24 protein-coding genes, 2 tRNA genes, 1 other RNA gene and 2 pseudogenes are annotated in these 25,398 nt (G+C 45.7%); 16 read left to right on the top strand and 13 right to left on the bottom strand.

Annotation, left to right across the window (positions count from 1 at the left end; translation table 11 throughout):
* Window positions 1-67: 67 nt before the first annotated feature.
* Complete coding sequence (locus NSS95_RS11170; protein WP_340713889.1) at window positions 68-850, bottom strand: thermonuclease family protein; 783 nt, start codon at window positions 848-850, stop codon at window positions 68-70.
* A 488-nt stretch (window positions 851-1,338) separates the two neighbouring features.
* On the opposite strand from NSS95_RS11170, the gene NSS95_RS11165 reads away from it, so the two are divergent.
* The 4 genes from NSS95_RS11165 (at window position 1,339) to NSS95_RS11150 (ending at window position 3,764) form a co-directional block, all read left to right on the top strand.
* Window positions 1,339-1,599: a metal-sensitive transcriptional regulator gene (locus NSS95_RS11165; RefSeq protein ID WP_017554837.1), complete on the top strand. Its 261-nt coding sequence runs from the start codon at window positions 1,339-1,341 to the stop codon at window positions 1,597-1,599.
* Window positions 1,600-1,684: 85 nt separating this feature from the next.
* Window positions 1,685-1,981 carry a rhodanese-like domain-containing protein gene (locus NSS95_RS11160; protein WP_211061962.1) on the top strand — a complete coding sequence of 99 codons (297 nt, stop codon included), beginning with the start codon at window positions 1,685-1,687 and terminating at the stop codon, window positions 1,979-1,981.
* Window positions 1,982-2,027: 46 nt separating this feature from the next.
* Window positions 2,028-2,222: non-coding RNA, 6S RNA (gene ssrS / locus NSS95_RS11155), on the top strand.
* Window positions 2,223-2,441: 219 nt separating this feature from the next.
* Complete coding sequence (locus tag NSS95_RS11150; protein ID WP_340714052.1) at window positions 2,442-3,764, top strand: chloride channel protein; 1,323 nt, start codon at window positions 2,442-2,444, stop codon at window positions 3,762-3,764.
* A gap of 450 nt (window positions 3,765-4,214) precedes the next feature.
* Here NSS95_RS11150 and NSS95_RS11145 read toward each other — a convergent pair whose 3' ends face one another.
* Entirely contained in the window at window positions 4,215-4,376 is a 162-nt protein-coding gene (locus tag NSS95_RS11145; protein WP_013860070.1) for a hypothetical protein, read from the bottom strand.
* A 302-nt stretch (window positions 4,377-4,678) separates the two neighbouring features.
* Window positions 4,679-4,752: transfer RNA gene (locus tag NSS95_RS11140), tRNA-Pro, on the bottom strand.
* A gap of 810 nt (window positions 4,753-5,562) precedes the next feature.
* Between NSS95_RS11140 and NSS95_RS11135 the strand changes: the two genes are divergently transcribed.
* The 3 genes from NSS95_RS11135 to NSS95_RS11125 all read left to right on the top strand — a co-directional run bounded on the left by NSS95_RS11135 (window position 5,563) and on the right by NSS95_RS11125 (window position 8,939).
* Complete coding sequence (locus NSS95_RS11135) at window positions 5,563-6,978, top strand: ISLre2 family transposase (RefSeq protein WP_104851505.1); 1,416 nt, start codon at window positions 5,563-5,565, stop codon at window positions 6,976-6,978.
* A 375-nt stretch (window positions 6,979-7,353) separates the two neighbouring features.
* Window positions 7,354-8,289, top strand: a complete 936-nt coding sequence (locus tag NSS95_RS11130; protein WP_315958595.1) for a polysaccharide deacetylase family protein — start codon at window positions 7,354-7,356, stop codon at window positions 8,287-8,289.
* Window positions 8,286-8,939, top strand: coding sequence for a YkyA family protein (locus NSS95_RS11125; RefSeq protein ID WP_340713888.1), 654 nt, complete (start codon window positions 8,286-8,288; stop codon window positions 8,937-8,939). The genes NSS95_RS11130 and NSS95_RS11125 overlap by 4 nt, the downstream gene beginning before the upstream one ends.
* A 97-nt stretch (window positions 8,940-9,036) precedes the next feature.
* On the opposite strand, the pseudogene NSS95_RS11120 reads toward NSS95_RS11125, so the two are convergent.
* Window positions 9,037-9,552 (bottom strand): annotated as a pseudogene (locus NSS95_RS11120) (SDR family oxidoreductase); the annotation flags it as partial.
* 192 nt (window positions 9,553-9,744) lie between these two features.
* Here NSS95_RS11120 and NSS95_RS11115 point away from each other — a divergent pair.
* The gene (locus tag NSS95_RS11115) at window positions 9,745-10,299 is read left to right on the top strand and encodes a YdhK family protein (RefSeq protein WP_013860065.1); all 555 of its coding nucleotides are present in this window, start codon (window positions 9,745-9,747) and stop codon (window positions 10,297-10,299) included.
* A 71-nt stretch (window positions 10,300-10,370) separates the two neighbouring features.
* Here NSS95_RS11115 and NSS95_RS11110 read toward each other — a convergent pair whose 3' ends face one another.
* The 3 genes from NSS95_RS11110 to NSS95_RS11100 are packed head-to-tail and all read right to left on the bottom strand — an operon-like array spanning window position 10,371 to window position 12,885.
* A complete protein-coding gene (locus tag NSS95_RS11110) occupies window positions 10,371-11,045 on the bottom strand; it encodes a response regulator transcription factor (RefSeq protein WP_017554156.1) in 675 nt (224 codons plus the stop codon).
* On the bottom strand, window positions 11,020-12,417 hold the full coding sequence (locus tag NSS95_RS11105; protein WP_315958593.1) for a sensor histidine kinase: 1,398 nt from the start codon (window positions 12,415-12,417) through the stop codon (window positions 11,020-11,022). The genes NSS95_RS11110 and NSS95_RS11105 overlap by 26 nt, the downstream gene beginning before the upstream one ends.
* Before the next feature lie 30 nt (window positions 12,418-12,447).
* Window positions 12,448-12,885: a hypothetical protein gene (locus tag NSS95_RS11100; protein ID WP_013860062.1), complete on the bottom strand. Its 438-nt coding sequence runs from the start codon at window positions 12,883-12,885 to the stop codon at window positions 12,448-12,450.
* Window positions 12,886-13,101: 216 nt separating this feature from the next.
* Between NSS95_RS11100 and NSS95_RS11095 the strand changes: the two genes are divergently transcribed.
* Both NSS95_RS11095 and NSS95_RS11090 read left to right on the top strand, forming a co-directional pair.
* Window positions 13,102-13,320: a DUF2933 domain-containing protein gene (locus NSS95_RS11095; protein ID WP_013860060.1), complete on the top strand. Its 219-nt coding sequence runs from the start codon at window positions 13,102-13,104 to the stop codon at window positions 13,318-13,320.
* A 45-nt stretch (window positions 13,321-13,365) separates the two neighbouring features.
* A pseudogene (locus NSS95_RS11090) lies at window positions 13,366-13,455 on the top strand (four-helix bundle copper-binding protein); the annotation flags it as partial.
* A 301-nt stretch (window positions 13,456-13,756) separates the two neighbouring features.
* Here NSS95_RS11090 and NSS95_RS11085 read toward each other — a convergent pair.
* The 5 genes from NSS95_RS11085 to NSS95_RS11065 form a co-directional block, all read right to left on the bottom strand.
* Window positions 13,757-13,840, bottom strand: a tRNA-Leu gene (locus tag NSS95_RS11085).
* A 151-nt stretch (window positions 13,841-13,991) separates the two neighbouring features.
* Window positions 13,992-15,461, bottom strand: a complete 1,470-nt coding sequence (locus NSS95_RS11080) for a sodium:solute symporter family protein (protein ID WP_340713887.1) — start codon at window positions 15,459-15,461, stop codon at window positions 13,992-13,994.
* The gene (locus NSS95_RS11075; protein WP_013860056.1) at window positions 15,458-15,652 is read right to left on the bottom strand and encodes a DUF3311 domain-containing protein; all 195 of its coding nucleotides are present in this window, start codon (window positions 15,650-15,652) and stop codon (window positions 15,458-15,460) included. Before NSS95_RS11075 ends, NSS95_RS11080 begins: the two co-directional genes overlap by 4 nt.
* Before the next feature lie 60 nt (window positions 15,653-15,712).
* Window positions 15,713-16,900, bottom strand: coding sequence for a M20 family metallopeptidase (locus NSS95_RS11070; protein WP_340713886.1), 1,188 nt, complete (start codon window positions 16,898-16,900; stop codon window positions 15,713-15,715).
* Between the two features lie 218 nt (window positions 16,901-17,118).
* The gene (locus NSS95_RS11065; RefSeq protein ID WP_014097622.1) at window positions 17,119-17,535 is read right to left on the bottom strand and encodes a carboxymuconolactone decarboxylase family protein; all 417 of its coding nucleotides are present in this window, start codon (window positions 17,533-17,535) and stop codon (window positions 17,119-17,121) included.
* 106 nt (window positions 17,536-17,641) lie between these two features.
* Here NSS95_RS11065 and NSS95_RS11060 point away from each other — a divergent pair, with 106 nt between their 5' ends.
* The 6 genes from NSS95_RS11060 (at window position 17,642) to NSS95_RS11035 (ending at window position 24,543) form a co-directional block, all read left to right on the top strand.
* On the top strand, window positions 17,642-18,052 hold the full coding sequence (locus NSS95_RS11060) for an Lrp/AsnC family transcriptional regulator (protein WP_026685168.1): 411 nt from the start codon (window positions 17,642-17,644) through the stop codon (window positions 18,050-18,052).
* Window positions 18,053-19,127: 1,075 nt separating this feature from the next.
* The gene (locus NSS95_RS11055) at window positions 19,128-19,472 is read left to right on the top strand and encodes a metal-sensitive transcriptional regulator (protein WP_035184253.1); all 345 of its coding nucleotides are present in this window, start codon (window positions 19,128-19,130) and stop codon (window positions 19,470-19,472) included.
* 15 nt (window positions 19,473-19,487) lie between these two features.
* Window positions 19,488-19,694: a copper chaperone CopZ gene (gene copZ / locus NSS95_RS11050; RefSeq protein WP_340713885.1), complete on the top strand. Its 207-nt coding sequence runs from the start codon at window positions 19,488-19,490 to the stop codon at window positions 19,692-19,694.
* 93 nt (window positions 19,695-19,787) lie between these two features.
* Window positions 19,788-22,199: a heavy metal translocating P-type ATPase gene (locus NSS95_RS11045; RefSeq protein ID WP_340713884.1), complete on the top strand. Its 2,412-nt coding sequence runs from the start codon at window positions 19,788-19,790 to the stop codon at window positions 22,197-22,199.
* Between the two features lie 303 nt (window positions 22,200-22,502).
* On the top strand, window positions 22,503-22,889 hold the full coding sequence (locus NSS95_RS11040) for an MFS transporter (RefSeq protein ID WP_061565795.1): 387 nt from the start codon (window positions 22,503-22,505) through the stop codon (window positions 22,887-22,889).
* A gap of 586 nt (window positions 22,890-23,475) precedes the next feature.
* Window positions 23,476-24,543, top strand: coding sequence for a DUF1646 family protein (locus NSS95_RS11035; RefSeq protein WP_179234530.1), 1,068 nt, complete (start codon window positions 23,476-23,478; stop codon window positions 24,541-24,543).
* Between the two features lie 135 nt (window positions 24,544-24,678).
* On the opposite strand, the gene NSS95_RS11030 is transcribed toward NSS95_RS11035, so the two are convergent.
* Complete coding sequence (locus tag NSS95_RS11030) at window positions 24,679-25,368, bottom strand: MgtC/SapB family protein (protein ID WP_035191144.1); 690 nt, start codon at window positions 25,366-25,368, stop codon at window positions 24,679-24,681.
* Between the last annotated feature and the right edge of the window lie 30 nt (window positions 25,369-25,398).

The following is a 25,398-nucleotide window of genomic DNA, read 5'->3' as shown; positions in this document are numbered from 1 at the left end:
GGGGAAGGTGGCGCAAGCCGTGCCCTGCGCCGCAAAAAGAAAAAACAGGCTTATGCAAGCCTGCTTCTTACTTATATGGTTCGCATGCGTATCCGTCCTTGTCGCCGTCCATATAGGAGCGATAAGCAGGGTTTGAACGCGGCACGCCGTTTGGATATTTTTTGCGCAGTTCTGTACAGTTTTGGAAACCACTGCTCCCGTTGCTGGAACGGCTCTCCCCGCCGGTAGCACTGGATGCGGAACTGCCTTTTTCGCACCCGTTAAAACCGCGGTCTGTTGCATACCCGGGTTGCGACCAGACCCTGAGCTTTTCGTTTTTAGCCCGCTGTTCGGCTTTTTTGAAAGTGCCCAAATATTGATAGGGCGGTTCATACACATAGGCCACGCGCGCGTACCCTTCTTTCAGCAGCTTTTCCTGCACGGACTTGCCGTTTACGAATACATAAGCGAGGAGCCGCCCGTATTTGTCGCGTTTGGCCCCGTGATCAAATTCGATCGTCAGTTTGCCGCTTGAAACGAGCTGCTTGTTCCGGTAATAGGCCGCTTTTGCATACGGCTGTACGCACATATCCGGTTTTTTTGATTCCGGCGTGTCAACGAGCAAATAGCGGACCGTCTCTTCTTTTCCATGATAATAAATTTTAATCGTGTCCCCATCGGTAACACCGGCAAGTTTAACAGCAATTTGCTTGCCTGCCGTTTGCCGGTTTTCTCCCGGCCCGGTATTTGTTTGTTGCACTGTTTTTGGTTCTGTGCCCGTTTTTGTGCTGTTTTGATGCAGCCCGCACCCTGCAACGGTGAGCATCATAGCCAAAAAGAGCGTGAACCAGCCTGCTGTTTTTGTCTTCATTTCCCCTTCTCCTTGCTTTTAAAAAATGTAGCGCCCTTATTTTACCATTTCAAGCGGGTTTCTTTAAGCCATCCATTTGACAATAATACCACCTGGGGTATATGATGGGGGTTGTAACCGAACTACGGGCAGGAGGTCATCCGTATAAATGTATATTGTTTTGCTCGTTCTTGCGCTCATTCTCACGAAAACCGGCTATACACGTTACGTTCCCGTTCGCGGTACCGTGCGGGCGGATTTAAGAAAAGATGTGATTGAAAATAAAGTGGTGGTCGATGTGAGGGATTACCAGCATGCCGGAAGCGGTACCGGGGATGCCATTGTGATTCCGACGGCTTATTTAAAGCGGTTTTCCGGCGAAATTCCAAAAGGCAGTCTTCACCTCATTGCTTCCAGCCGGCTTGAAGCCAATTTCAGCATCCGTTTATTACGCAGAAAAGGATTTCATATTCATTCTTATACTATCTTGGAACCGGGGAGGGAAAAAGGTGGAATACGATGCGCAAATCAAAAACCGTGTCAAAAGAATCGAAGGGCAATTGCGGGGAGTACTGCGGATGATGGAAGAAAAGGACAACTGCAAAGAGGTCATTGCCCAATTGTCTGCCGCCCGGACGGCAATTGACCGCACGATCGGCGTCATTGTCAGCGCCAATCTGGTGGAATGTGTGAAAAATGCCGAACAAAACGGGGAAGACGCGGGAAGCCTTGTAAAAGAAGCGGTCAACCTGCTTGTGAAAAGCCGCTGACATCGGCTTTTCCGCAAAATCATCGCTGGCAAGGCCTGCACTTTTCGAAAAAGAGGGGATTTTGTTTTACGAGGGAGGAATTTTGATGAAAGAAATTTCTGCGATGGAAGTCGAGGAAAAACTGAACAAGGGTGAAAAACTCAATATTATCGATGTGCGCGAAACGGAGGAAGTGGCGGAAGGGAAAATTCCGGGCGCGCTGCATATTCCGCTCGGTTTGCTGGGATTCCGCCTTCATGATCTCGACCGCTCCAAAAACTATATTGTCGTTTGCCATTCCGGCGGGCGGAGCTATATGGCATGCCAGTTTCTCGAGAGCCAGGGTTTTGATGTCACAAACCTGGAAGGCGGCATGATGGCGTGGAGCGGTGAAACGGAATGAAAAATTTTCCTCTTGATCTTGCGGCGCATAAAGCGTAGTATAAGAGTACAAGCTGCGTTGTACGTAATATTAATAAAGTTTTAACCTTTAAACTGTTATAGGGAGTTTAACATTATTGCGGGAATGCCGAGCCTTTTGCCGTTTGGCAGGGAGGATGGCAGGAACGCTTTTGCGGACACCCACTTTGAGGAGTGTGGTTCTAAAACTTTCTTAGTTTGATTACGGCAACTGCGGCACATACATAATTTGTTAAACCCCGTCCTTCTTAGAAGGGCGGGGTTTTTCCATTCAAGAACCGGATATTCCAAGCAAACCGGAGGCATTAGCTGAGCCTGTTATCCTTGCGCCCCGGATGCAGTGCCCGGTCCATTTTTTTCACGTTTATCTGCGCTCGGTATTACGGGGTGTATAATAAAACTAACAATGTTTTGACATGCAGGAGTGGGAAAATGTGAACCAAATGAAATACATTGAGCCTGCCGTGATGTTTTTTACTATGATCGTCTATGTCTCTATAGCCGTACTGATTGGCGTTGTGGCCGGGACCACGGTCGGTTTGTTTTTGAAAGCTTTAAATTTTTTGAGCGGAAAAACAGGTGCGCTGCCCGTGCCTTATAAGATGCTGCTGCTTCCGGTTGGCGGCCTGTTGAATGGCCTGTTGCTGTATAAAATGAAACCAGGGGCGCCTTCTGCCATTGCTGCTGTGCACTCGGAAGGGGAACCGCCCTTTGACAGAAGCTTCCCGGTCAAGTATCTGGCTGCCCTCATTACACTTGTATCCGGCGGTTCGGCTGGAAAATTCGGGCCGAGCGCTCACTTTGCCGGTTCGCTTGCCACATGGATCGGGAAAGTTTTTCATATTCAGCCGTTTCTTCGGGCCCAGCTGATCGTATGCGGAATCAGTGCTGCTTTTGCCAGCCTGTTTGGCGCGCCCGTTGCAGCAGCCGTGTTTGGTTTGGAAGTACTGGCTATCGGGTCAATCCGGCACCAGTTTCTTTTCCCTTCGGCGGTTTCCGGCATAGCTGCTTTTGAAGTCAATAAAAGGCTGTTGCATACGCCTTATGAATATTTCACCATCCATACCATGCCGTCTTTTTCTGTTCTGCTGCTTTTAAAAGTGGCGGCCCTTGGCATGATTTGCGGCCTGGCTGGATGGCTGTTTGTTGAATCTATTGAGCAGGGGGGCCGCTTATTTTCGGTTGTCCGGGAAAAATTGCATCTTCCTCCCTTCCTGATGCCCTGTGTTGGGGGTATGCTCATTGCTGCCGCATTATTCATTTTTCCCGCCGACTTTTTGGGGCTGAGCTTGCCGCTTTTGGACAAAGCGATGCACGGGGGCCATGTCGGCTTTTTCGCATTTCTGTGGAAAATCCTGTTTGTGGCGGTTACGCTTGGTTCCGGCTTTTACGGAGGAACATTCACCCCACAGCTCGTCATCGGGTCTGCCGCCGGAAATGCATTTGCCGCTTTGCTCGGGATAAATCCTGTATTAGGGGCGGCTGCGGGCATGCTGGCGGTGGTTTCGGCTGCATCCAATACGCCGGTTTCCGCTGTGCTGCTTGGATATGAGCTGTACGGGCATGTTACGGGGATGTATATGTTGGCCGCCTGTATTGCCGGGTATTTGATCATCGGGCACCGCAGCGTTTATCGCGACCAGCTTGTGTACGATCCAAAGTCTTTATGGGTGCAGCTGGAACCGGGGGTCGAACTAAGGAAAGAATCTATCAGCCTTTCAAGCGGTACAGCAAATCAGACTGGACGGTTCCATCTTCCGTGGTAGTGGGAAAAGCCGTTTATGATCAGGCTTATGTTAAGCAATCTTATTAAAAACGCATTGATCTTAGCATAGGGCCGCTCTGCGGAAAGGAAGCTGGTCAAAAGATGCGCCTATCTTAACATAGAGGCGCCTATGTTAAGGAAGCCCGCCAAAAAACGTATCAACTTTAACATAGGGCCGCTCTATATAAAGGAAGCCTGCCAAGTTTTCCGCCGTTCTGCACAGAGGAAGCGTACTATATATTTACGCACAGACGCCCTAAGAAAAGAAAGGCCGCTGAAATGCGCGTCTTCTTAACAGATTCTGCGTAAAAGAAGCGTGCCAAAATCGTGCCAATCTTAACGTTGGGCAGTTTTGCGTAAAAGAACTTCGCGGACCGGCTGATCTTTTGCAAGAAGCGTTCAAAAAACCGTTGAGGATCGTCTCAACGGTTTTTGCGGCAGCCTTCTCGCTTTACTCGGTTTCCCCGAGTCCGGTGACTTTGTTCATCACATTTTGAATGGTATCAGCCAGCCCTTCTTCCTCTTCGCTGCCGGCATTTTGCGACTGGACATTTCCTTCGAGCTGGTTATTGTACGAGTAAGTATTGGATTTGTAACTTTTTTCTTCTTCCATTTTTATCACCTCCCAAACATAGGGTGTGTTAATCGGAAGTTTTTTAACCAATCTAAGGCTTCCCCTTTTGGAATTCCATCCGGACAAGCAGCAAGAAGTTAATACGCATAAAGCATGAAGGAATGATGGGCCATAATGGGTGAAGAAAAAAGTGGCTTTTTATCCCCACTGGAATTTTAATCAAAGGGGCATTCAGTTTTAATGCTGAATTGTTGACGGAATGCATAAACAACGGGCAAATCACCCCGGCTGAAAACGAAAAAAACCTTGATGCATCCGCGATACATCAAGGTTTTTAGTAGTCGGGAAGACAGGATTTGAACCTGCGACCCCTACGTCCCGAACGTAGTGCTCTACCAAGCTGAGCTACTTCCCGGTTGTTTTATTTTTTGCTTGCCAGCTCCTTTGCTCTTGCTGACAAATATTATTCTACGACAATAAATTTCATTTGTCAAAGCCTTTTTTTATTTTTTTAAAAGAAATTTTTTTCCGGCCTGGTTTCGGGCCGGCAGCTATTCCTTTTTCAACTGGAAAATAAGACGGTCTGGCGGCTTAGGGAAAATTTAGAGGCATGGTTTTTTCCGGGAGAAAGGAATATCGCCGGGAATCACTGCCCCCCGGCATGGCGGCCGATTCCTGTGTTTTCCAGCGAAACCAGCATTGCTTCTTTAATCGGCATTTCTTTATGTTCGGTGAAGCGGCCCATTGAAAATAATGAGCTAACGCCGGGCAATCCGGAAACTGAAAGACCATAAAAAAATCAACCATCATGCTTTTAAATGGCTTCGTTTCCATTATCTTCAGATTTAGATTCGCCATTGCAGATATGGTTGATTGCGGGGCGTGCTGCTTTTTACAAACAGCCGGAGGGAAAGGCGGGAGGTTTCAAAAATAGAAAAAATAGCGGAAAAAGCGCTTGGGGCGGAACGTTTTTCACACAGGGTCTATGGGAATAAAAACAGTCCTGGCAGATACCCGTCGGAACAAGCAGGGGCCGCGATATGGAGATACCGTTTGTATATGTCGAAGTTTGTATGCAGGAAGATGGAGAATAAAATGGTCAAATAACTAAGATTTTGGTATGTGTAAAATTTTACTCGCAGGGGCAGATGAGTGGAAAAAATAGGAAGACACTCTATCATCTAAATGTACACCACGAAATGAACATCTAGAGAGAGGTCTTCCCATGGATATTATATCAATAATTGCTGGATTATTAAAGGATACAAAGAGTCTTATTGAATTTGAAGAACAGGTTAAAATTCTGATGCAAAAAGTTTTTACACAATGGGTTGGGGACGTATTTGAGAAGTTAGATCAAACGATTAGACTGAAGAAACAGGCGGAAGGCTGGCAGTACTGCCGGAGTGATTACAGGAGCGTTCAGTTTCTATTTGGAAGTGTGAATTTTAAACGCTCATTCATGCATGACAAGAGAGGGGGTTCGCATTACCCTCTGGATGAATGCTTGGGGCTGGTACCACATCAGAGATACAGCCCGTTAGTGGAATTGAAGGTGGCAGAGCTGGCAAGCGAGAACACCTATCGGAAGGTAGCTGATGTTTTAAAAGAATGGACAGCAGTGAGCCTTAGTCACACAACTGTAGGGAAAATGGTGAAACGCGTAGGAAAAACACAGGCAGAAGCTGACAGGGCACTTGTAGAAGAGCTGGAAGTAGCTGCCTCACTGCCTGGTGGGAAGAAGGTAGACTATCTGTTTTCCGAGGCAGATGGTGTATTTGTCCGGGGACTGAAAAAGAAACAGAGTACGGAAGTCCACCACGCCATTCTCTATGAGGGATGGGAAGCCAATGGCAAAAGGGTCTCCCTGCGTCAGCCAACAGTTATCATGACGACGGAAGCAATCCAGACATTTTGGGATGAAGTGCAAGCCAAAGCTGCCAACACCTACTCTCTTGAAAAAGCGCATGTCATTACAAACAGCGATGGAGGTGCAGGGTATACAGCTGAACGGTTTCAAACAGCATTCTCACAGTCGGAATTTCCGGTGCTCAACCAGCTGGATACCTACCATGTTGCACAAGCCATCGTAAGGACATTCGGGGGCGGAAAGAGCGAGATCAAAGAGCAAATTAGAAAAGCGATTAGAACGCATGACCTAGACCAATTCACATTGTATTTGGATACGCATGAAAGCACATTGACGGATGAAAAGAGCCTTAAGAAAGTCAAGGAGTTTCGTTCGTACATCCTAAAAAACTGGGACCGCATTTTTGACTGGAGGGACAAGGTAGAGAACGTACCGGAAGGTGCGAGAGGCCTGGGGGCAATGGAATCAAATCAAAGGCATATCTCATTCAGAATGAAGAAAAGGGGGATGCATTGGAGTAAAGCTGGCGCCGAAGCCATGGTAAAGGTGAAACAGGGCATGCTTAATGGGACATTGCAGGAAACCTATCTGAAACACCGTTCAAGAAGCGCGAGAAAGCAACGGAGCTTGCAACAATCCATCAGGATGTCTCAACTATTCAAGCAGCCTGTACGCCCGTCAATCGGCGTAAAGCACGGATCAGTTTCCCTGCATTCAAGCCGTTCATCGGCAATGGGGCATTTAAGCAAAATATTAGAGCTTTCGTTTTAAGCCTGGTATGTGGGGGACTGATCGTTGATGCGCGCGAAATTTACGAGACTCCTGCGGGAAAAGCGGGCCAGGAGAGACCCCGCAGCGAGGTACGAGCGAGGAGGCTCGCCGGCCGCCCGCGGAAAGCGAGTGAATTTCGCGCGCATCAACACCCCCGTTATCAATCCATACGAAAGTGTACAAAAAGAGTGTCTTGGAATCCCGATATTTAAACCTTATCGAGAAAAACTTGACACATACAGATTTTGTAGAGTATGGTAAATTTGTGGTTATTCATGTATACTGAATCATATATGTTTGGCAGTTTTTGCGGATGATGTCGGAAGTTGGCAGCGAATGAAAAATACGGTGAGCCTTTAAGCAGGGGAGAGAGATATGCGCGGCAGGAAATTAAATTTCAAGGGAAAAGTTGTGTTGGCTCTTTTATTTACGTTGATTGTTGTTGTTTTGGCCGGACTTGTTGGCAAAGGGGAAAAGATGTCAGCAAAAGACAAAGGAAAAGATGCGCATGCTGTCTCACTGAGCACTTTATCTTTTTCGCCTGCGCCAACGACAGCGTTTGCGGGTTCTCCTTTGTACAAATCGATGATCGAGCAACAGCGGCAGAAAAAAGAAGCGGAGAGACAGAAAGAAGTGGCGAAGCAAAACGAGAAAGATCTGAAAGAAAATGCCATTTACTTAACATTTGATGACGGCCCGTCGAGTGCGGCCAACCAGTTATTGGATCTGTTGGAAGCTTATCAGATGAAAGCGACCTTTTTCATGCTCGGGCCAAGAATAAAAGAGCATCCGGCAGTCGTAAAACGCATGTACAAAAATGGAAACGGGCTTGCCTTGCACGGGATCACACATAAAGCAAGAGCGATCTACAGCAGTACATCCGCGCCATTACACGAAATGGCTGAGGATCAAAGAATATTGGAAAACGTCACGGGTGTAAAATCTTATATGGTACGCCTCCCGTATGGAAGTATTCCGTATTTAACAGATGAAATGCGCGATTTACTGGATAAAAATGGGTTCCATATTTGGGATTGGAACGTGGACAGCAGCGACTGGGAGTTAAAAGATGCACGGTATGTCCAGTATACGATTCAGCAAATCCGGCAAAAAAAACAGGCAGGGGAAACGCCGGTCATCCTTTTGCATGACAAACCGGAAACCGTTAAATATTTGCCGAAGTTACTAAAGTTTATCAAGAAGCAGGGCTATAAAACAAAAGTACTGACCAATGAAACGCCCGCGGTAACGTTTCCGTGCGGAGGCCGCTGTCATCCAATCCGTCATCCAGTTGAAACGGGGAGAAGATGAGGGTGAAAAGATTTATTGTATTCGGAATGATGTTGCCGGGGCTTCTTTTGCTTCTTGCCGGCTGCCATTCAGACAAAAAACAAGCGGACAGCATATACGAAAAATTAAAGAAATCCGCATCCTATGAAAAAGATTTTGTCGCGAACCAGGAGAAGCTGGACCAATATAAAGAAAAAGTGGCGTCCATTTATGCTGATTTAAACCAGCTTGAACTGAATGACGAAAACCGCCCGGAAGTGAAGCAGAAATTAAAAACGGCGGACAGCTATACCGAAAAGCAGCGGAAAGAGCTGAGGAAATCCAAAAAGAATTTCCAAAAGGCATATGAACGATCGGCATCCATAAAAGAAAATGTGGAAAAAATTAAAGACGGCGGGCAGCGGAAACAGGCGCAGAAGCTGCTTACCATCATGGATGAGCGCAAAAAATATATGAACACTTTTTTTGGTGATTATAAAAAACAATTGGCATTACAAGGCAACTTTTATGAAAATCTGGAAAAGTTCAGCCCGGACGAGTTAGATAATCAAATAAAAAAAATAAATGAATACAATGGGGAAATGGAACAAACGATTCGCCAATTCAACCAGGATACGAAACGGTATAACCGCGAAAAAGACAAGTATTTTAAAAAAGCAGGGCTTTATTAAATTGGGCGTTTTTTTAAAGAGGCCCGGGACCGGCATTATGCCGTGAACCGGGCTTCTTTTTTTGGGACAGGAAAACGGCTGGAAAATTGGGTGATACGATGAGATTGGCAACCCGGTCAGGCGTAGTGCCATATTGCTCATACAGTGCCGTCATGCCTTGTGATGTATTTTTATCCGTGATCGTTTCCAGCAATTCCGTGTTAATGGTCGCCGGATAAATTGTCGCAGTCCGGATGTTGGTCCCTTCCTGTGCGGATTCCATGCGCAATACTTCCATTAAATCGCGTACCGCCCATTTCGTTGCGCCGTAAACTGCCCCGCCCGGGTAAGCTTTAAGCCCGGCTACGGAAGAAGTTGTAATGATATGCCCTGATTTTTGCGCGATAAACGTTGGCAATACTGCCGCAATCCCGTTTAAAACCCCTTTAATGTTAATGCCGATCATGCTGTTCCATTCGTCCGTTTTTAATGCGGAAAGCGGGGAATCCGGCATAATGCCGGCGTTCAGGAAAATCACATCTACACCGCCGAAAGCATCTTTGGCAAGCCGGACAAGATCCCGGGAATCTTCCGGTTTGGTCACATCTGTTACCCGGTAAACCGCCTGGTCGCCATTCGATTTGATGAAACCCTATTCAGATGTATTTGAAAGCCATATTGAAAACAGCGTTGAGTCCTGGAGTAAGCCGTGAAACTACCGTATTCACGCAATATTTTTCTTGTGTAAACAGTAAAATGCACAATTTCTGCACAAATGCCGGGTATCTTTAAAAGAAAGGATAAGCGACAAGGGGGACGTAAGATCATGAAAAAAGTATTAGCAGGCATTTTTTCTCTCGCAATTCTCTTTTCTTTAGGGGCATGCGGCAACAGTGAAACAAAATCTGCGGATAGCAAAAGCGCGGATTCCCATTCACACATGGAAATGAATCATTCCGGCTCGAGCGAAGTACCAAAAGGAATGAAAAAAGAAAGCAACCCAAAATATAAAACAGGCAGCCAGGTTGTCATCCACGCTGACCATATGGAAGGGATGAATGGCGCGAAAGCAACTGTAAAAGCTGCATACGCCACAACCGTTTATGCGGTGAATTATAAGCCCGTAACAGGCGGAGCTGAAGTAAAAAACCATAAATGGGTTGTTCAGGAAGAAATTAAAGGGGCGGGGAATAAAGCGTTAAAGCCAGGAACAAAAGTGACATTGGAAGCAAATCATATGGAAGGCATGAAAGGGGCATCTGCTGAAATTGTTTCGTCAAAGAAAACAACAGTCTATATGGTGGATTACACGCCGGCGAATGGCGGAGAAAAGGTAACCAATCATAAATGGGTAACAGAAGATGAACTTTCCGCCAAGTAATTTTAAATAGGATTAAAAGGGGCTCTTCAGGCAGCCCCTTTTTTGCCGTGTTCAACGTTAAATTTCATTTTTCACCATACCCACTTATATCCAACGCCCCAAACCGTCTGCAAATGGCTGTCAACCGGGAATCCCGCATTTCTTAATTTATCCCGTACATTGCGGATATGAGAGTCAATGGTCCGGTCTTCTGTTTCCACTTCATATCCCCAGATAGAAGTTAATAATTGCTCGCGGGAGAAAACCTGATTCGGATGCTGCAGAAACAGCCCAAGCATCGCAAACTCTTTCGGTGTCACGCTGACAGGCTGATTCTGGCAGAATACTTGAAAAGATACCGGATCCCATTTTAATCCGTTTTTTTCAATGGTTTCATTCTGATTTTGGTTGGAACGCCGTAAGACTGCATCAATTCTGGCGAGAAGTTCTTTTTCGTCAAAAGGTTTGGATATATAATCATCAGCACCGATTTTCAGCCCTTTGACAACATCCGGTTTATCTGTACGCGCCGTTAGCATGATCACCGGCACCTGGCTCATTTTCCGGATCTGTCTGCAAACTTCCCAGCCGTCCGTTTCCGGCATCATGATATCCAGAAGAATAAGATCGTAAGTTTCCTCCTGAATATACCTGATTGCCTCCGGTCCCCGTGTTACCTTGTCGCAGGCATATCCTGCCGGTTCCAAATACAACGCAAGCAAATCCAGCATCCTTTCTTCATCATCTACGAGCAGCAGCTTCTTCAATGATATCTCCTCCTTGAAACCGGATTTCCATAGTGGTCCCAATACCTTCCCGGCTGTCAGCGTGAATATGCCAATTGTGAGCCTCTACAATTTCTTTTACAATCGCAAGGCCTAACCCCGTACCGCCGAAAGACCTTGATCTGGACTTATCAACCCGGTAAAATCTTTCAAAAATATAGGGAAGATCCTCTTCGGGTATCCCTTTTCCATGATCCTGCACAATGAGTTTCCATGCTCCATCTGCTTTTTTTACGGTAAGAAAGATATTCGTATGTGGCTCTGAATATTTATAAGCGTTATCCAGCAGGTTGATGACGACTTGTTCAAAACGGACCGGGTCTGCAATCAGCTGGATGGAAGGATGACACTTCACTGTCAGGATGATCCTTTTGTTTTGGAAAGCCGGGCTTAATTTATGTTCAATTTGCTTTAGCATTTGAAACAGCGGGAAGTTTTGCTTTTGGATTTGAAATGAATTCCGGTCCATTTTCGCAAAATCAAACAGATTTTGAATCATATCTGACAATTTCGCGGCTTCTTCATAAATAATATTTAAATAGGTTTCGTTATCCGCACAGTTGTTTTTCCGCGCAATATCTGCATAACCTTTGATGTAAGTTAATGGCGTGCGGAGTTCATGAGAAATGGAAGCCAAAAATTCGCTTCTTTCCTCGCGAAGATGGTTCCACTCGCGGGCCAACGTGCGGATCGATTCAGCAAGCTGTCCGAGTTCATCTTTACTGTAAACCGGGATTTCAACAGATAAGTCACCTTTCGCAATTTTCTTTGTCGCTACTTTCATATTAATCAGCGGCCTCGCCAGAATGCGGGATAAAAGGATGATCAAAATCAGCGTAATGCCGAATGCGAGAAGGCCGGCGATCCAGAAGTGGTGGTTCATTTGTGAGATCAGCTGCTGAACTTGTTTTGTATCCTTAAACATGTAGACATAGCCGTTTTTAAACGGGCTGACGGATGCAATGTACTTTTCATCTTCCCAATGCTTTTCTATGATTTTTCCCTTGTGTGTGATTTTGCCAACGGGCTTTGAAATGATGTTTCGCATTCCCCGGTCGAGCGGGCGTGAAGCAATGATGGATTTTTTATTGCCATTTAATACAATCACGATGAGATCGGATTTGGATTCCATTACAGCAACACGGTGGATGGAATCCGGGTCATTGTATTGTTCCAGCACATCCCGGTGGCTGTTGCTTCTCACTAAAAGCGAATTGAATTCATCTTTTACACGCTCTTTGACTATATTTTGGTGCAAAAAGTAAATCACGAATCCTTCCAAATCAATCATAATCACAAAGAAAATCAAGCCAATTTTAAAAGAAATATGATTTAAATGCTTCAGCTTCGTCACCCCCGCCCGTTTGGAATTCTCTGCAAAAAATTAACTTGCTTTTGAGGATGTGTTGACCCGGACATAGGTTTGCCCGTCTTTTCCCGGTATGACAGTCACTTTTTCCCCAATATTATAGCACCGGTAATATTTCATATTATGTGGCGTAATCACCTTCATCACGCTTCCATCCGCCAACTTGATTTTCGATTTACAGCGGCTCACGCCTTTGATGTCCGCAGTGCAGTCTGTATCCGTCAGTACTTTTCCGGTTGTTTTTGTGCCGAGCTTTCCGGATACTAAGTTGACAGCATAGAGATTATTTTTGCCGTTTTGCTGGACGTTGATTTTGGCTTCCACTTGTTTTTCGCTCAGCCCGGGGTCTTTGTTAGGGCTGGCATCTTTCCCCTGGCTGGTTTTGCTTTGGCAGCTTGCAAGAATGAGTATGCAACTCAAAATGGCTGCCAATCCTGCCAATCTTTTGCTCATGCTTTTCATCTCCTGTAACTTTATAATTTGCCGTCTGCAAAAAATGATCAAAGATAGTATAAATCATAAATTTGAAGAAAGTATGCATATTCGTGTGCTTTTATAAAAGATATAAGGGGTTGTGAACAAAACGTGAAGAGGGGGCGTTCCTCGAAAATCTCCACATTTTCTGCACAAGAAAATTTTACGATTGATGCAAAGAAGGGGGAAGTACAAATGGAATGGTTAAATGCTTTGCTGTTTCTTGCATGCCCGCTCATGATGATCTTCATGATGTTAGGGGGACATGGCCATGGAGGCGGGCACGGAAAAAAAGCCCATCTGGAACATAGCCATGGGATGCATAAGAGGATTCAGAAGTTGGAAGAGGAAAATCAAAGATTGAAAAAAAGGCTGGATGCATTTGATAAATATGATCAGAAGAAAACATCATGAAGATAAAGTGGCAGGAGAAAAATGATCCTGCCTTTTTAGTTAAGCGAGGAATGCAGGAAATACAGCCATGATCATTGTCAAAAATGCGCCGAAGCATGCTTGCGCTGTGCGGAAGCTTGCCGGAAAATGGCCTGACACAAAGCCGGTTCCCTTATCAAAAAGGGAACCGGTTTTTGGCAAAATCAATAAAACGGGAATGATGTGTTTAAGTTTAAGCGAACGGAAGAAAATAAAAATTGGATCGCCGGTTTAAATCAAGGTAAAAACCAATTTTTCTCATGGCGCTCCTAACATCATGAAATGGATGGCCGGCAGAAAACAATTCGATGTATTTGTTTTATATTTCTTGGTCTCCGGAACAATGCGGCAGGAAATTTAATATCAAAATAAAAAAGCAAGGATCCCAGCCATAAACTGAAATCCTTGCTTTTTGTGATGCGGATGAAGGGACTTGAACCCATACGGTGTTTCCACCACTAGAACCTGAATCTAGCGCGTCTGCCGATTCCGCCACATCCGCATTGTTTTGTTTTTGTTCGCCTCATCAGCGACAAATTTATTATATAATGCCCGGTAGAAAAAAGCAATACCTTTTTTAAAATTTTTTTGGATCCCTGGAAAGCTTGTTAAAAAAGGAGCCGTGCATGCACGGCTCCTTTTTGGGAAATAGTTTACGCAGCCATTTCAACGCTTTTTTGTCTGTCTCTTGTAAAAGCACTCACGGCAAAGGTTACAATCAAGTTCAAAACCATGGCGATGATCCCGGTATTTAAGTCTTTGACTGCTTGCGGCATAAACGGCAACAGCGTCGCAACCGTCTGATTCGTGATCGTCACATAGGAAACGACAAGTTCGCCCGCAACAATTCCAGCAAATGCGCCTGCTTTTGAAATCGGGTTATTTTTCATAAAGCTGAATACGATCGCCGGGAAAAATTGCGTAACCATGCTGTACCCCATCAACAGCAGGGCAACAATGGTTTGCCCGCCGTTAAATGTGAAGTAGAGGGCAATTAAAGATACGACCGGAACCAAATATTTGGCAACATTGGCCACTTGTGTTTCATTGGCGGTCGGTTTAAATACTTTAAACAAGTTTTTCGAAATCATTGTGGATGCGCTCATCAACAGCAGCGACCCCGGTACCAGCGCACATAACAGACCGGCAGCGCCGATTACGCCGACAAACCAGTGCGGAAAGCTTTTAATAGAAAGAACCAGCAGCGCATTATCCGTTGCTGCTCCTTCAAGTGCAGGCTTTACAGTCAGAATCGCTGCAAAACCGGCAAAGAAAACGAACAGCAGGATCAACTGATACAGCGGAAAAATCACCGCATTGCGGCGGAATGTCTTTTCATTTTTCGCCGTAAAGGAAGCGGCAAAAGAATGCGGCCAGGTGTAAAAACCAAGTGCCGTCAACAAAACGGTCGAAATGAACCAATACACGCTCATCCCTTGCTGCGGGAGCGCAAGAAAGCCGGGTTTTGCCTGGTCAATGGCATGAAACATATCTGAAAAGCCGCCAAAATAATGAACAGGGAGATAAATTCCGAGAAAAACGACGACGGCCAAAACCAACGCATCTTTCATGACGGACGTCCAGGCTGTTCCGTGCACGCCTGAAATCGTGGTGTAAATGGTTACCGCAATCACGCCGATCCAGATGGCGACGCCGGAAGAAATCGAGCCGTAAGAAGCAATGCTGACGATACTGCCGAGCCCTTTTAACTGCAAAACAAGGTACGGGATCATGGCAATGATGCCGATAATCGAAACAAGGACACCGAGTGCGGGACTATTGTATTTTTTCGCGAAAAAGTCGGATTGGGACAACAGCTTATGTTCTTTTGCATAACGCCAAATGGCCGGAAGCAGCCAATAGGAAAGAACATAAGCCAATGAGCCGTACCAGAGTATATAAAGCGTCGGCCCCCCTTTGCCGTAAGCCCATCCGCTGCCGCCGAGAAAAGTGAAAGTCGTGTAAATTTCACCGGCGCTTAGCAAGAATACAAACAATGTTCCAAAACTTCTGCCGCCGGTTGCCCACTGTTCAAGGTTCATTTGCTTGCCCCGGCGCGCCCGGATGCCGAGATAGAGTGACACCAGCAAAAAGATGAGGATAACAAGAAGTGCGCTGTTCATTCGGCATCCCCCCTTTGGTTTTTCGGATCGGTTTTATAGATAATGAACATTACAACCGTCGATAAAACAACCCACAACACGGTCCAGAACATGATAAAAGGCATTCCGAGAATCATCGGATTGGTACGGTTTGCAAAAAACATGCCAATGATTAAAGCAAGAAATGGGAGTGATGCAAGGACGAATTTCATTTGAAAACCTCACTTTTTTTAGTGTAAAAGGCCAACCGGTGAAAAAGCGGCTGATCCTTTTCAGGCAGTTAACGTCAGGCTGGCGGAGACGAACGCTTTCACCCCGTAAGGCAATACATCCTCATCCACAGTAAAGCGGGCGTGATGGTGGGGATAAACGATGCCTTTGTCCGCATTTCCGGCTCCAATAAAAAAGAATGTGCCGGGTGCCTTTTGCTGGAATCCGGAAAAATCTTCCCCGCCCATGGTTGGAACGCCGTCTTGAATGGCATCTTCACCAAACGTCTCAACCAGTACTTCACGCAGCTTTGCCGTGACTTCCGGATCGTTAATAACGGGACGATAACCTTTCACGTATTGAAAATCATAAGTCGCCCCGTGCGCTTCTGTTACGCCTTTCACGACGCGTTCCATCAGCCGGATCACTTCTTCCTGCAACGCCGGCTTAAACGTCCGGACGGTGCCGCTGATGAAAACCGAACCGGGAATGACGTTATGCGCAGTACCGGCTATAAACTGGGTCACGGAAAGAACAACGGGATCTAAGGGATCAATATTTCTTGAAACAATATGTTGAAGGTTTGTTACAACTTGTGCGCCAATTGCAATGCTGTCTATTGCTAAATGCGGCTGTGCCCCGTGTCCGCCTTTTCCGTTAATCGTGATGTAGAAAGCATCTGGTGCCGCCATCATCGGTCCTGACACCAACTCGATTTTTCCAGCTTCAAGCGGTGACCATAAATGAGCGCCAATCACCTGGTCCACGCCGTCCATGACACCGGCTTGGACCATTTCTTCGGCACCGCCTGGCAATTGTTCTTCGGCATGTTGAAACAGAAAACGGATTTCACCGGCGATTTGGTCTTTTAAGCCGGCCAGAATTTTCGCGGCCCCAAGCAGCATCGCGGTATGCCCGTCATGGCCGCAAGCATGCATCACACCATCGTGCTTTGAGACGAAATCAAATGCATTTTCTTCTTGAATGGGGAGCGCGTCCATATCGGCGCGAATGGCTAAAACACGGCCGGGCTTTGCTCCTTTCAGCCGGGCTACCACACTCGTTTTTGTCGGGCGGGACAACACCAAACCCCCGAAAGATGCAAGCGTATCATATATAAATTGCGATGTTTCGACTTCCTGGAAAGAAAGCTCCGGGTTTTGGTGCAAATGCCTCCGCCAATGGATTACATCTTCCTTGACTTGTTCGACCAATGCATCGATTTTTTCGGCTTCCAAAGATAATGCCATATCAAAATCCCTTTCTTATTCTATATTTCTATTTTCTTTATTGATTTAAAGAATTTAGAGTATTATAACATCAAATACTTTTATATTGCAATAACAATTTGGTTTTACGTTTAGCTTTCTTGAAAAAAAGGGGGACTTTCTGCAGAGGAGAGAAATAGGCATCAAACCATCTCCATTGGTTTCCATCAGTGGATAAACACCACTGATGGAAGTTTCACTTATCTTTGTTGCTCCCCCAGTTGCATGAGGGCGCCAAAATATTGTGATGCTGTTGTGAAGCAAATGAAAGCAATCAGCTCACTGATCTCCGCATCTGTTAAATACTCTTTTAAAACCGCTGTTACATTTGGAGATGTTTGCCCTTTGCCCGCAAGAAAAGCTTCAGCAAATCCGGTACATACCGCTGTTTTTTCATCGTAATCAACGGGGTTTGGTTTGCCTTTTGCCTTACAATACAGGCAGCCATTTTTTTGTGCAAGTGTACGCCGGACTTCTTCTTTTAACTTCGCTGATAACCGGCCATCCTTTTCAAATTCATCACTGAGTTTGTTCCAGTATTTCAGAATGGACGCGTTATATCCCAGCAATTGTTGAAATGGCGTATTTCCTCTTTCATGTAATGGTATCAGTGTCATGCTCATCCCTCCCAAAAATAGTGTAAAATAAAGTGTGCGGCTTTTACATACCGGTTAAAAGGCATTTGATTGATTTGAATTTCAAATTGGAAAGGAATTTGAAGAAATGGATTTCATTGATGAACAAATTATACATGAATTGAAAGAAGATAGCCGGTTATCAATGAGCGAGCTAAGCAGGCGTATTCATCTATCAGCCCCGGCTGTGAGAGAGCGGGTACGACAATTAGAAGAACAGGATATCATTAAACGCTATACCATTGAACTGAATCAAAAAAAACTGGGCTACCCCATTGAAGCCATCATTGAAGCGACAATTAAAAATAATCGTTATGACGATTTTAAAAAGCAAATATGCCAGTATTCGAATGTTGATTTTTGTTATCGTATTGCTGGTGAAGCATGCTTTATGTTAAAAGCCCGCTTCCACTCATTTGAAGACGCGGAGCAATTTATTGATGAATTGCAGTTATTTGCACATTCTAAAACGAACTTTATTTTTTCAAAAGTAATTTAGGCCTTACTGAACGAATCCGATTCTGAGTAAGCTCTAGAAGAATCCATCTTTAAAAATTCGATTTTGTTTTCTCTATAATTGAATCAGCTTCAAGTGCAAATTTTATAACACCCTTGCATTTAAATTTTTGCCAAGGCTGTCAGCATCCTTGCAGTGTTTTGTCTTAAAAGGACATTTCGGGTTCGGATGCCGCGTGTTTTGTCCTTTTGGCATGTTCAAAAAGACATTTCGAGCTCGGATGCAACGTGTTTTGTCTTTTTGGCCGGTTCAAAAGGACATTTCGAGCCTAGGTGCGGCTTGTTTTGTCCTTTTGACAGGTTCAAAAAGACATTTCGGGTTCGGATGCAACGTGTTTTGTCTTTTTGGCAGGTTCAAAAGGACATTTCGAGCCTAGGTGCGGCTTGTTTTGTCCTTTTGGCCGGTTCAAAAAGACATTTCGGGCTCGGGTGCAGCGTGTTTTGTCTTTTTGGCCGGTTCAAAAGGACATTTCGAGCCTAGGTGCGGCTTGTTTTGTCTTTTTGGCAGGTTCAAAAGGACATTTTGAGCCTAGGTGTGGCTTGTTTTGTCCTTTTGGCAGGTTCAAAAAGACATTTCGGGCCCGGATGCAGCGTGTTTTGTCTTTTTGGCTGGTTCAAAAGGACATTTCGAGCCTAGGTGCGGCTTGTTTTGAGTCTACGTTAAGGAAGCACGCAAAAACGAAGACCTTCCTTCACATAGGGTACGTCTACGTTAAGGAAGCGCGGAAAAAAGGCGGCCTTCCTTAACATAGAGCCCGTCTATGTTAAGAAAGCGCGGAAAAACGAAGACCTTTCTTCACATAGGGCGCGTTTCGAGTGCAAGCTTTTCCCTGCATTTTTAAAAAACTTGCATTAAATTGATGCCAAAGCTGTCAGCATCCTTGCCAAATTTAGGAATTTGGCTTATTCAGCAAGTTCCAATTTAAAACAAGATCGCTTATTTGAAAAGGTGATCAACATTTCCGGGCCATTTGACGTACGCTTTAGAAATAGGAGCATCTCTATTGACATAGTATACCGGGGAGAGGTATATTTTACATATACGAGGAGGCCAGGATATGGAGGAATTGGATATCATGATGGATGCCCGGAATGAAGCTTCCGTTTGCCCCGCCCACAGTGAACGTAAAAGCCACCATTCGGAAAAAGTGAAAAGGAACCTGGTCAGCAGGTTGAACCGTATTGAAGGGCAGGTAAGAGGCGTAAAAGGCCTTATCGAAAAAGATACCTATTGCGATGATGTCATTACCCAAATCGCTGCCATCCAATCTGCCTTAAACGGCGTGTCGAAGATCCTGCTCGAGGGCCATTTGAAAAATTGTGTCCTGGAACGGATTCAAGAAGGGGATCTCGATGTGCTGGATGAATTTTTAGTAACCATACAAAAAACAATGCGAAAATAAAGGAGCGAATGGATCATGGAAAAAGTAACCTTAAATGTACAAGGCATGTCCTGCGAACATTGTGTCAAAGCGGTTAAAGGAAGCGTCGGCGAATTGTCAGGCGTCAAGAGCGTGGACGTCCATTTGGCAGAAGGAAAAGTGGATGTTGAATTTGATCCGAATGAAGTGACGCTTGATAAAGTAAAAGAAGCCATTGAAGACCAAGGCTATGAAGTAGTGTAAATCCGGGCAAAACGGGCTGTGCTTTCGGGCACGCTCTCTTTTTTCAAAAAAATATACCTATAGAGGGTATAAAAGGCGTCAGGAGGAATGGATATGGCCGCATCACTACAGGAAAAAAAGGCCGAAAGCGTCACGCTTGGCATTACCGGCATGACGTGTGCAGCATGCGCCAACCGGATTGAAAAGAATTTATCGAAAGTGGAAGGCGTCAAAAAAGTAAATGTGAACCTGGCAACAGAAAAAGCCGCCGTTCAATACGATCCGAAACAGGCGACCGTCGAAAATTTGATCGAAAAAGTGGAGAAAACAGGTTATGGTGTATTAGAAGAAAAAGCGCAGCTCAATATTATGGGCATGACATGCGCGGCATGCGCCAACCGCGTGGAGCGGGCGCTGAAAAAAACCCCCGGTGTTGTTCGCGCCGCCGTCAACCTGGCAACGGAAACGGCAAGTGTTACATACCTGCCGGGGCAGGCAAGCGCTGAACAAATGATTGCCGCTGTAAAAAAGGCCGGCTATGACGCAAAAGTAAAAGGCGAACTCGATCCGGACTATGAAAAGAAGATGCGTGAGAAAGCATATAAAAAGCAAAAAATAAAATTTGCAGTTGGTGCTGTCATCTCCGTCTTTTTCCTGTTGCAAATGATTTCGGATATCGCTATGCATTACGGCGGCGGTTTTTCATTCCATATGAATCCATGGCTGCAGCTTTTGCTTGCTACAATCGTGCAAATTTTTGTCGGCGGCCATTACTACCGGGATGCTTACCATGCAATCCGGGGCGGGAGTGCCAATATGGCCGTTTTGGTTGTGCTTGGGACGTCTACGGCCTATTTATACAGCCTTGTTCTCACCATCCTCGGTTCCGGGCGCATGCTTTACTTTGAGGCATCCGCCATTGTGATGACGCTGATCGTTCTTGGCAAACTGATGGAAACGAGGGCAAAGGGCCAAACATCTGAAGCGATGAAAAAACTGATGGGCCTGCAGGCAAAAACGGCCCGAGTCAACCGGGGCGGAAAAGAAATTGAAGTACCGGTTGAAGAAGTCGTCCCCGGTGATATTCTTTTTGTCCGCGCCGGAGAAAAAATTCCGGTTGACGGCGTCATCACAGAAGGGGCTTCTTCTGTCGATGAGTCCATGCTGACCGGCGAAAGCATGCCCGTTTCAAAAAAAGCGGGCGATGCCGTCATCGGGGCGACATTGAACAAAACCGGTTCGTTCCGCTTTAAAGCCACAAAAGTCGGGAAAGATACGGCGCTCAGCCAGATCATTAAACTGGTGGAAGAGGCGCAAGGTTCAAAAGCGCCGATCCAGCATCTGGCAGACCAGATTTCGGGTATTTTTGTGCCGATCGTCATATTGATTGCACTGGCGACATTTGCGGTGACGTATTTTGCGGCCGGATTCACCCCGGCGATCATCAGCATGGTTGCTGTGCTCGTCATCGCCTGCCCTTGCGCCCTCGGGCTTGCTACCCCGACAGCTGTTATGGTCGGAACCGGCCTCGGTGCTGAAAACGGCGTGCTGATTAAAAGCGCCGAGCATTTGCAAAGCGCCCATCGCATTACGACTGTTGTACTCGATAAAACCGGCACGATTACAAAAGGAGAGCCGGAAGTAACAGATCTCATTCCATACGGCGGTTTTTTAGAGGATGATTTGCTTGCCATTTCCGCTGCAGCCGAAAAAGGATCGGAACACCCGCTTGGTGCAGCCATTGTAAAAAAAGCGGCTGAAAAAGACCTGCAACTGCCAAATGTTAAGGAATTCGAAGCAGTCCCGGGCCATGGTATCCGGGTTAAAATAGAGGAAAGAGAAGTTTTGATCGGGAATAAAAAAATGATGCAGGATGCGCATATCCGGATCGACGATGTGATCAACCAAATGGAAAAACTTGAGGAAGACGGCAAAACGGCCATGCTGGTTGCAATGGATGGCGCGCTTTCCGGACTGATTGCTGTTGCGGATACGGTAAAAGAAACATCGGCAAAAGCCATCCGCATGTTGAAAGAAATGGGCATTGAAACGGTCATGATTACAGGCGATAACCGCCGCACTGCCGAAGCGATTGCCCGGCAGGTCGGCGTAGACCATGTGCTTGCGGAAGTGCTACCGGAAGATAAATCCAAAGAAGTGGAAAAATTGAAGCGTGCCGGCAACATTACGGCAATGGTCGGCGACGGGATCAATGATGCCCCAGCTCTTGCTGCAGCCGATGTCGGGATTGCGATTGGAACCGGGACGGATGTTGCGATGGAGGCCGCTGATATTACATTAATGCGCGGCGACCTGATGGGGATTGTCAACACAATCCGCTTGTCGAAGGCAACGATGCGGAAAATCCGCCAGAACCTGTTCTGGGCCTTTGCTTATAATGTTATCCTGATTCCGGTGGCAGCATTCGGGTTATTAAATCCAATCCTGGCCGGAGCTGCCATGGCCTTCAGTTCTGTGTCAGTTGTGGGCAATACCCTGTTCTTGCGCAAATGGCAGCCGGTATAAAACGACATATAGAAAATAAATAAGCCGTTATTTTGGTCGATCAAAATAACGGCTTTTTTGTTTCATTTTTTTGAATGGAGACACCTAATCCGTACTCTGTATGCAATAATATATCAGATCAGTTTGCTTTTAAAAATGATTTGAAATTTGCTGATAACAGAATGGACATGTCCAAATGGATTAACAATTTTTGTTTTAACCGCGGCACTCGTTGTGGAGAAGATTGCATACGGGCAAGCAATCATAGCGGGCATCGGCGGTTTCTCATATGATACTGGATATCCTGGGAGTGGTGAATGAAACTTGAATAGGATTCAAAGAATTAAAAACACCTATTATGCGTTCAATATTTTGTATAACATGGGGATTATGGTGTTTGGCGGGACGTTATATTTATATATGAAGTCCATTCATGATAGTTATGCTGATATTAATCTGTTTTTATCCATTTTTTGGATTGTTGGTTTTATTACGGAAATCCCGTCCAGCGTGATTGCGGATACTTTTGGAAGGAAAAAAACGCTGATTAGCAGTTGCGTGATCAGGAGTATTGGCCTGTTCCTGCTGTTTTTTGATTGGGGAAATATGGTTTTTCTTATTCTAAGTGCGATTTTTACCTTGCTTGGCGAATCTTTAAGATCGGGCACAGTGGATTCATGGATGATAGATAGCATTCGTGAGGAAGAATAGGATTATCCGTTTGAAAAAGTATTTTCTAATAACCAAGTATTCGGGACAACTTTCACCTTATTAGCGGGATATGTTGGTGCACAAGTTTTAGGGAATATCGATTTAAGCTATCCTGTTTTAGCGGGGGCTATTTTACTTTTATGCCCCATGGCCGTAGCCGTATTCTTTATGAAAGAACCGGCGCCGGTGGAACAAAAACAAGCAGGCACTTGAAAGCTGATTCAGCATCACCATGCATTTTCGCAGATGCCTGATTTTAAATGCAGATGCCTGATTTTAAATATTGAGGCAAAGCTTGCTGGCAAATCGGATTCGTTCAGCAAACCCTAATGATTGGGAAATGAATCATTCGTATCATCAATCCGTTAAGATAAAAGAAGATCAAATTTTTTTGCAATTGATGGAATGTACACCATTGCGCCAATGCGGGATAGATGTTATCATAGATAGAGCATTACCGTGAAATGCGAATGGTTTTGACAATGGAATAGATTGTCTTAAAGGAGGAGACTGTCACCAAGGGATACGTATGTCCCGCGGTGGCAGGCTTTTTTGCTTTCCGAAAAAAATGAAAGGGAGTGGTTTGATGGTAATGGGATTGACGGTTATTTTGTTATTGGTCCTGTGCCTGCCGTTTACAAAAATAGTGGAAAGGAATCTGGAAGCCTTTTTGTTCGTAATGGGCGTGGCAGCTTGTATTGTCAGCCGGTCATTTTCCTGGCATCTAGTGCAGGAAGCGCTACTGCACCCGCTCAATATCACGATTGCTGTGCTTGCGATGGGGCTTTTGTTCCGCTGGTTTGAGAAACCGATCGAAAAAGGGATCAGGCGGATCAGCCATGCGATGCCGTTTCGTTTGTTTATTGCGCTCTTTGTCATCATACTCGGTTTGCTGTCGAGCGTCATCACCGCCATTGTTGCCGCCATCATTCTTGTAGCGGTCATCCGTTTTTTGCGGTTTGACCGGAAGACGGAAGTCCGTTTGGTTGTCCTTGCCTGTTTCGCCATTGGCCTCGGGGCTGTGCTCACGCCGATCGGGGAGCCGCTTTCCACCATTGTCGTGAGCAAACTGGATGCAGACTTTTTTTACTTGCTGAGACTTACCGGCACTTCAGTGATCCCGGCTGTCATTGTTTTCGGCGTGCTGGCTGCTTTGATCGTCAAACCGGGGCAGTATTCAAGCGCCATGGAAACCGCGGCGGGAAAAGAACCGGGCATGGCCACTACGGAGGATGGAGGGTTAAAAGCTGAAACGGCTTCAGAATCATACAAGGAAATTGTCATCCGCAGTTTCAAGATTTACTTGTTTGTAATGGCGCTCACTTTGCTCGGGGCAGGATTTGAACCATTTATTGAAGCCTATTTGCTGGATCTCAGCCCGCGTGTCCTGTATTGGATCAATATGGTTTCCGCTGTTTTGGATAATGCCACCCTTGCCGCAGCTGAAATCAGCCCGGCGATGAATGATAAGGCGATTCAAGATATTTTGATGGGCCTGCTGATTAGCGGCGGAATGCTCGTGCCGGGGAATATTCCGAATATCATTGCCGCGGGAAAATTAAAAATCTCAAGCATGGAATATGCGCGCTTTGCATTCCCACTCGGCCTGGCAGCCATGGTCGTTTATTTTGTGATCATCCTTTTCCTGGTTTAAAATAAGCGCTTCGTAACGACGTCCTTACTTGCCGGCGGGTGCGAGCAAAGATGGAGAAAATGCGGCTGCCGAATATCCGAAACCCTGGGCCTGATCGGAAAAAGCAAGCGGTTTTTGCCCAGTAAAAAGCTTTATTCAGCTCTCTACCTCTGCAGCCGCCACTTCTTCTATGGCAGAAATATGCAGGTACACATCTTCAGTTGTATGTTTGTAGCTCGCCCGCGCCTTTAAATCGACTAAATGGGTTTGATCTTTTAAATCTTTAATCCGGATATTTTCAATTGTAATATGCTGCTTTTCAATCGCATCGAGGACGGATGGTATGGCATCCCTGTTGCGGACGATCACTTTTATAATCAGGTCTTTATTACGTAACTTTGATTGCGCTGCTTTCCCCATTAAATAAGGGATGATTTCCACGCTGATGATAATGAGCACAACGCCGGCAATCGCCTCCATATAAAAACCGGCTCCGACAGCAATCCCGATGCCGCTTGCGCCCCAAATCATGGCAGCGGTGGTCAGGCCCGTAATGGTGTCATTTCCTTTTTTTAAAATGACTCCCGCCCCGAGAAAGCCGGTTCCGGAAACGATATTTGCGGCAAGCCGGAGCGGGTCCATTGAAATCTGCACCTTATTTTCATGGTTGAGAAGATAGGCAGTCTGGACCGAAACAATGGTAAGGAGGCAACTGATAATTGAGATCACAAGGCTGGTTTTCAGCCCGAGCGGTTTCCGCTTTAATTCCCTTTCCAGCCCAATAATCAGTCCCAGCACGGCTGCAATGCCTAGTTTATATAAAATTTCCAAATCTACGAAAAACATCTACCTTCCCCCTTATAAAAAAGCTGTTCA

It is taken from the genome of Weizmannia sp. FSL K6-3076, assembly GCF_038007245.1.
GTDB classification, from domain to species: Bacteria; Bacillota; Bacilli; order Bacillales; family Bacillaceae_C; genus Weizmannia; species Weizmannia faecalis.
This window is presented reverse-complemented; position numbering and strand designations above follow the sequence as displayed.

Bases quoted from the DNA above. Each gene is read 5' to 3' on its own strand.
- NSS95_RS11060 (WP_026685168.1), top strand. From the start codon at position 17,642: ATGGATTTCATTGATGAACAAATTATACATGAATTGAAAGAAGATAGC.
- copZ (WP_340713885.1), top strand. From the start codon at position 19,488: ATGGAAAAAGTAACCTTAAATGTACAAGGCATGTCCTGCGAACATTGT.
- NSS95_RS11170 (WP_340713889.1), bottom strand. From the start codon at position 850: ATGAAGACAAAAACAGCAGGCTGGTTCACGCTCTTTTTGGCTATGATG.
- NSS95_RS11135 (WP_104851505.1), top strand. From the start codon at position 5,563: ATGGATATTATATCAATAATTGCTGGATTATTAAAGGATACAAAGAGT.
- NSS95_RS11130 (WP_315958595.1), top strand. From the start codon at position 7,354: ATGCGCGGCAGGAAATTAAATTTCAAGGGAAAAGTTGTGTTGGCTCTT.
- NSS95_RS11095 (WP_013860060.1), top strand. From the start codon at position 13,102: ATGGAATGGTTAAATGCTTTGCTGTTTCTTGCATGCCCGCTCATGATG.
- NSS95_RS11160 (WP_211061962.1), top strand. From the start codon at position 1,685: ATGAAAGAAATTTCTGCGATGGAAGTCGAGGAAAAACTGAACAAGGGT.
- NSS95_RS11055 (WP_035184253.1), top strand. From the start codon at position 19,128: ATGGAGGAATTGGATATCATGATGGATGCCCGGAATGAAGCTTCCGTT.
- NSS95_RS11070 (WP_340713886.1), bottom strand. From the start codon at position 16,900: ATGGCATTATCTTTGGAAGCCGAAAAAATCGATGCATTGGTCGAACAA.
- NSS95_RS11115 (WP_013860065.1), top strand. From the start codon at position 9,745: ATGAAAAAAGTATTAGCAGGCATTTTTTCTCTCGCAATTCTCTTTTCT.
- NSS95_RS11075 (WP_013860056.1), bottom strand. From the start codon at position 15,652: ATGAAATTCGTCCTTGCATCACTCCCATTTCTTGCTTTAATCATTGGC.
- NSS95_RS11125 (WP_340713888.1), top strand. From the start codon at position 8,286: ATGAGGGTGAAAAGATTTATTGTATTCGGAATGATGTTGCCGGGGCTT.
- NSS95_RS11030 (WP_035191144.1), bottom strand. From the start codon at position 25,368: ATGTTTTTCGTAGATTTGGAAATTTTATATAAACTAGGCATTGCAGCC.
- NSS95_RS11065 (WP_014097622.1), bottom strand. From the start codon at position 17,535: ATGACACTGATACCATTACATGAAAGAGGAAATACGCCATTTCAACAA.
- NSS95_RS11150 (WP_340714052.1), top strand. From the start codon at position 2,442: ATGAAATACATTGAGCCTGCCGTGATGTTTTTTACTATGATCGTCTAT.
- NSS95_RS11035 (WP_179234530.1), top strand. From the start codon at position 23,476: ATGGTAATGGGATTGACGGTTATTTTGTTATTGGTCCTGTGCCTGCCG.
- NSS95_RS11080 (WP_340713887.1), bottom strand. From the start codon at position 15,461: ATGAACAGCGCACTTCTTGTTATCCTCATCTTTTTGCTGGTGTCACTC.
- NSS95_RS11100 (WP_013860062.1), bottom strand. From the start codon at position 12,885: ATGAGCAAAAGATTGGCAGGATTGGCAGCCATTTTGAGTTGCATACTC.
- NSS95_RS11045 (WP_340713884.1), top strand. From the start codon at position 19,788: ATGGCCGCATCACTACAGGAAAAAAAGGCCGAAAGCGTCACGCTTGGC.
- NSS95_RS11145 (WP_013860070.1), bottom strand. From the start codon at position 4,376: ATGGAAGAAGAAAAAAGTTACAAATCCAATACTTACTCGTACAATAAC.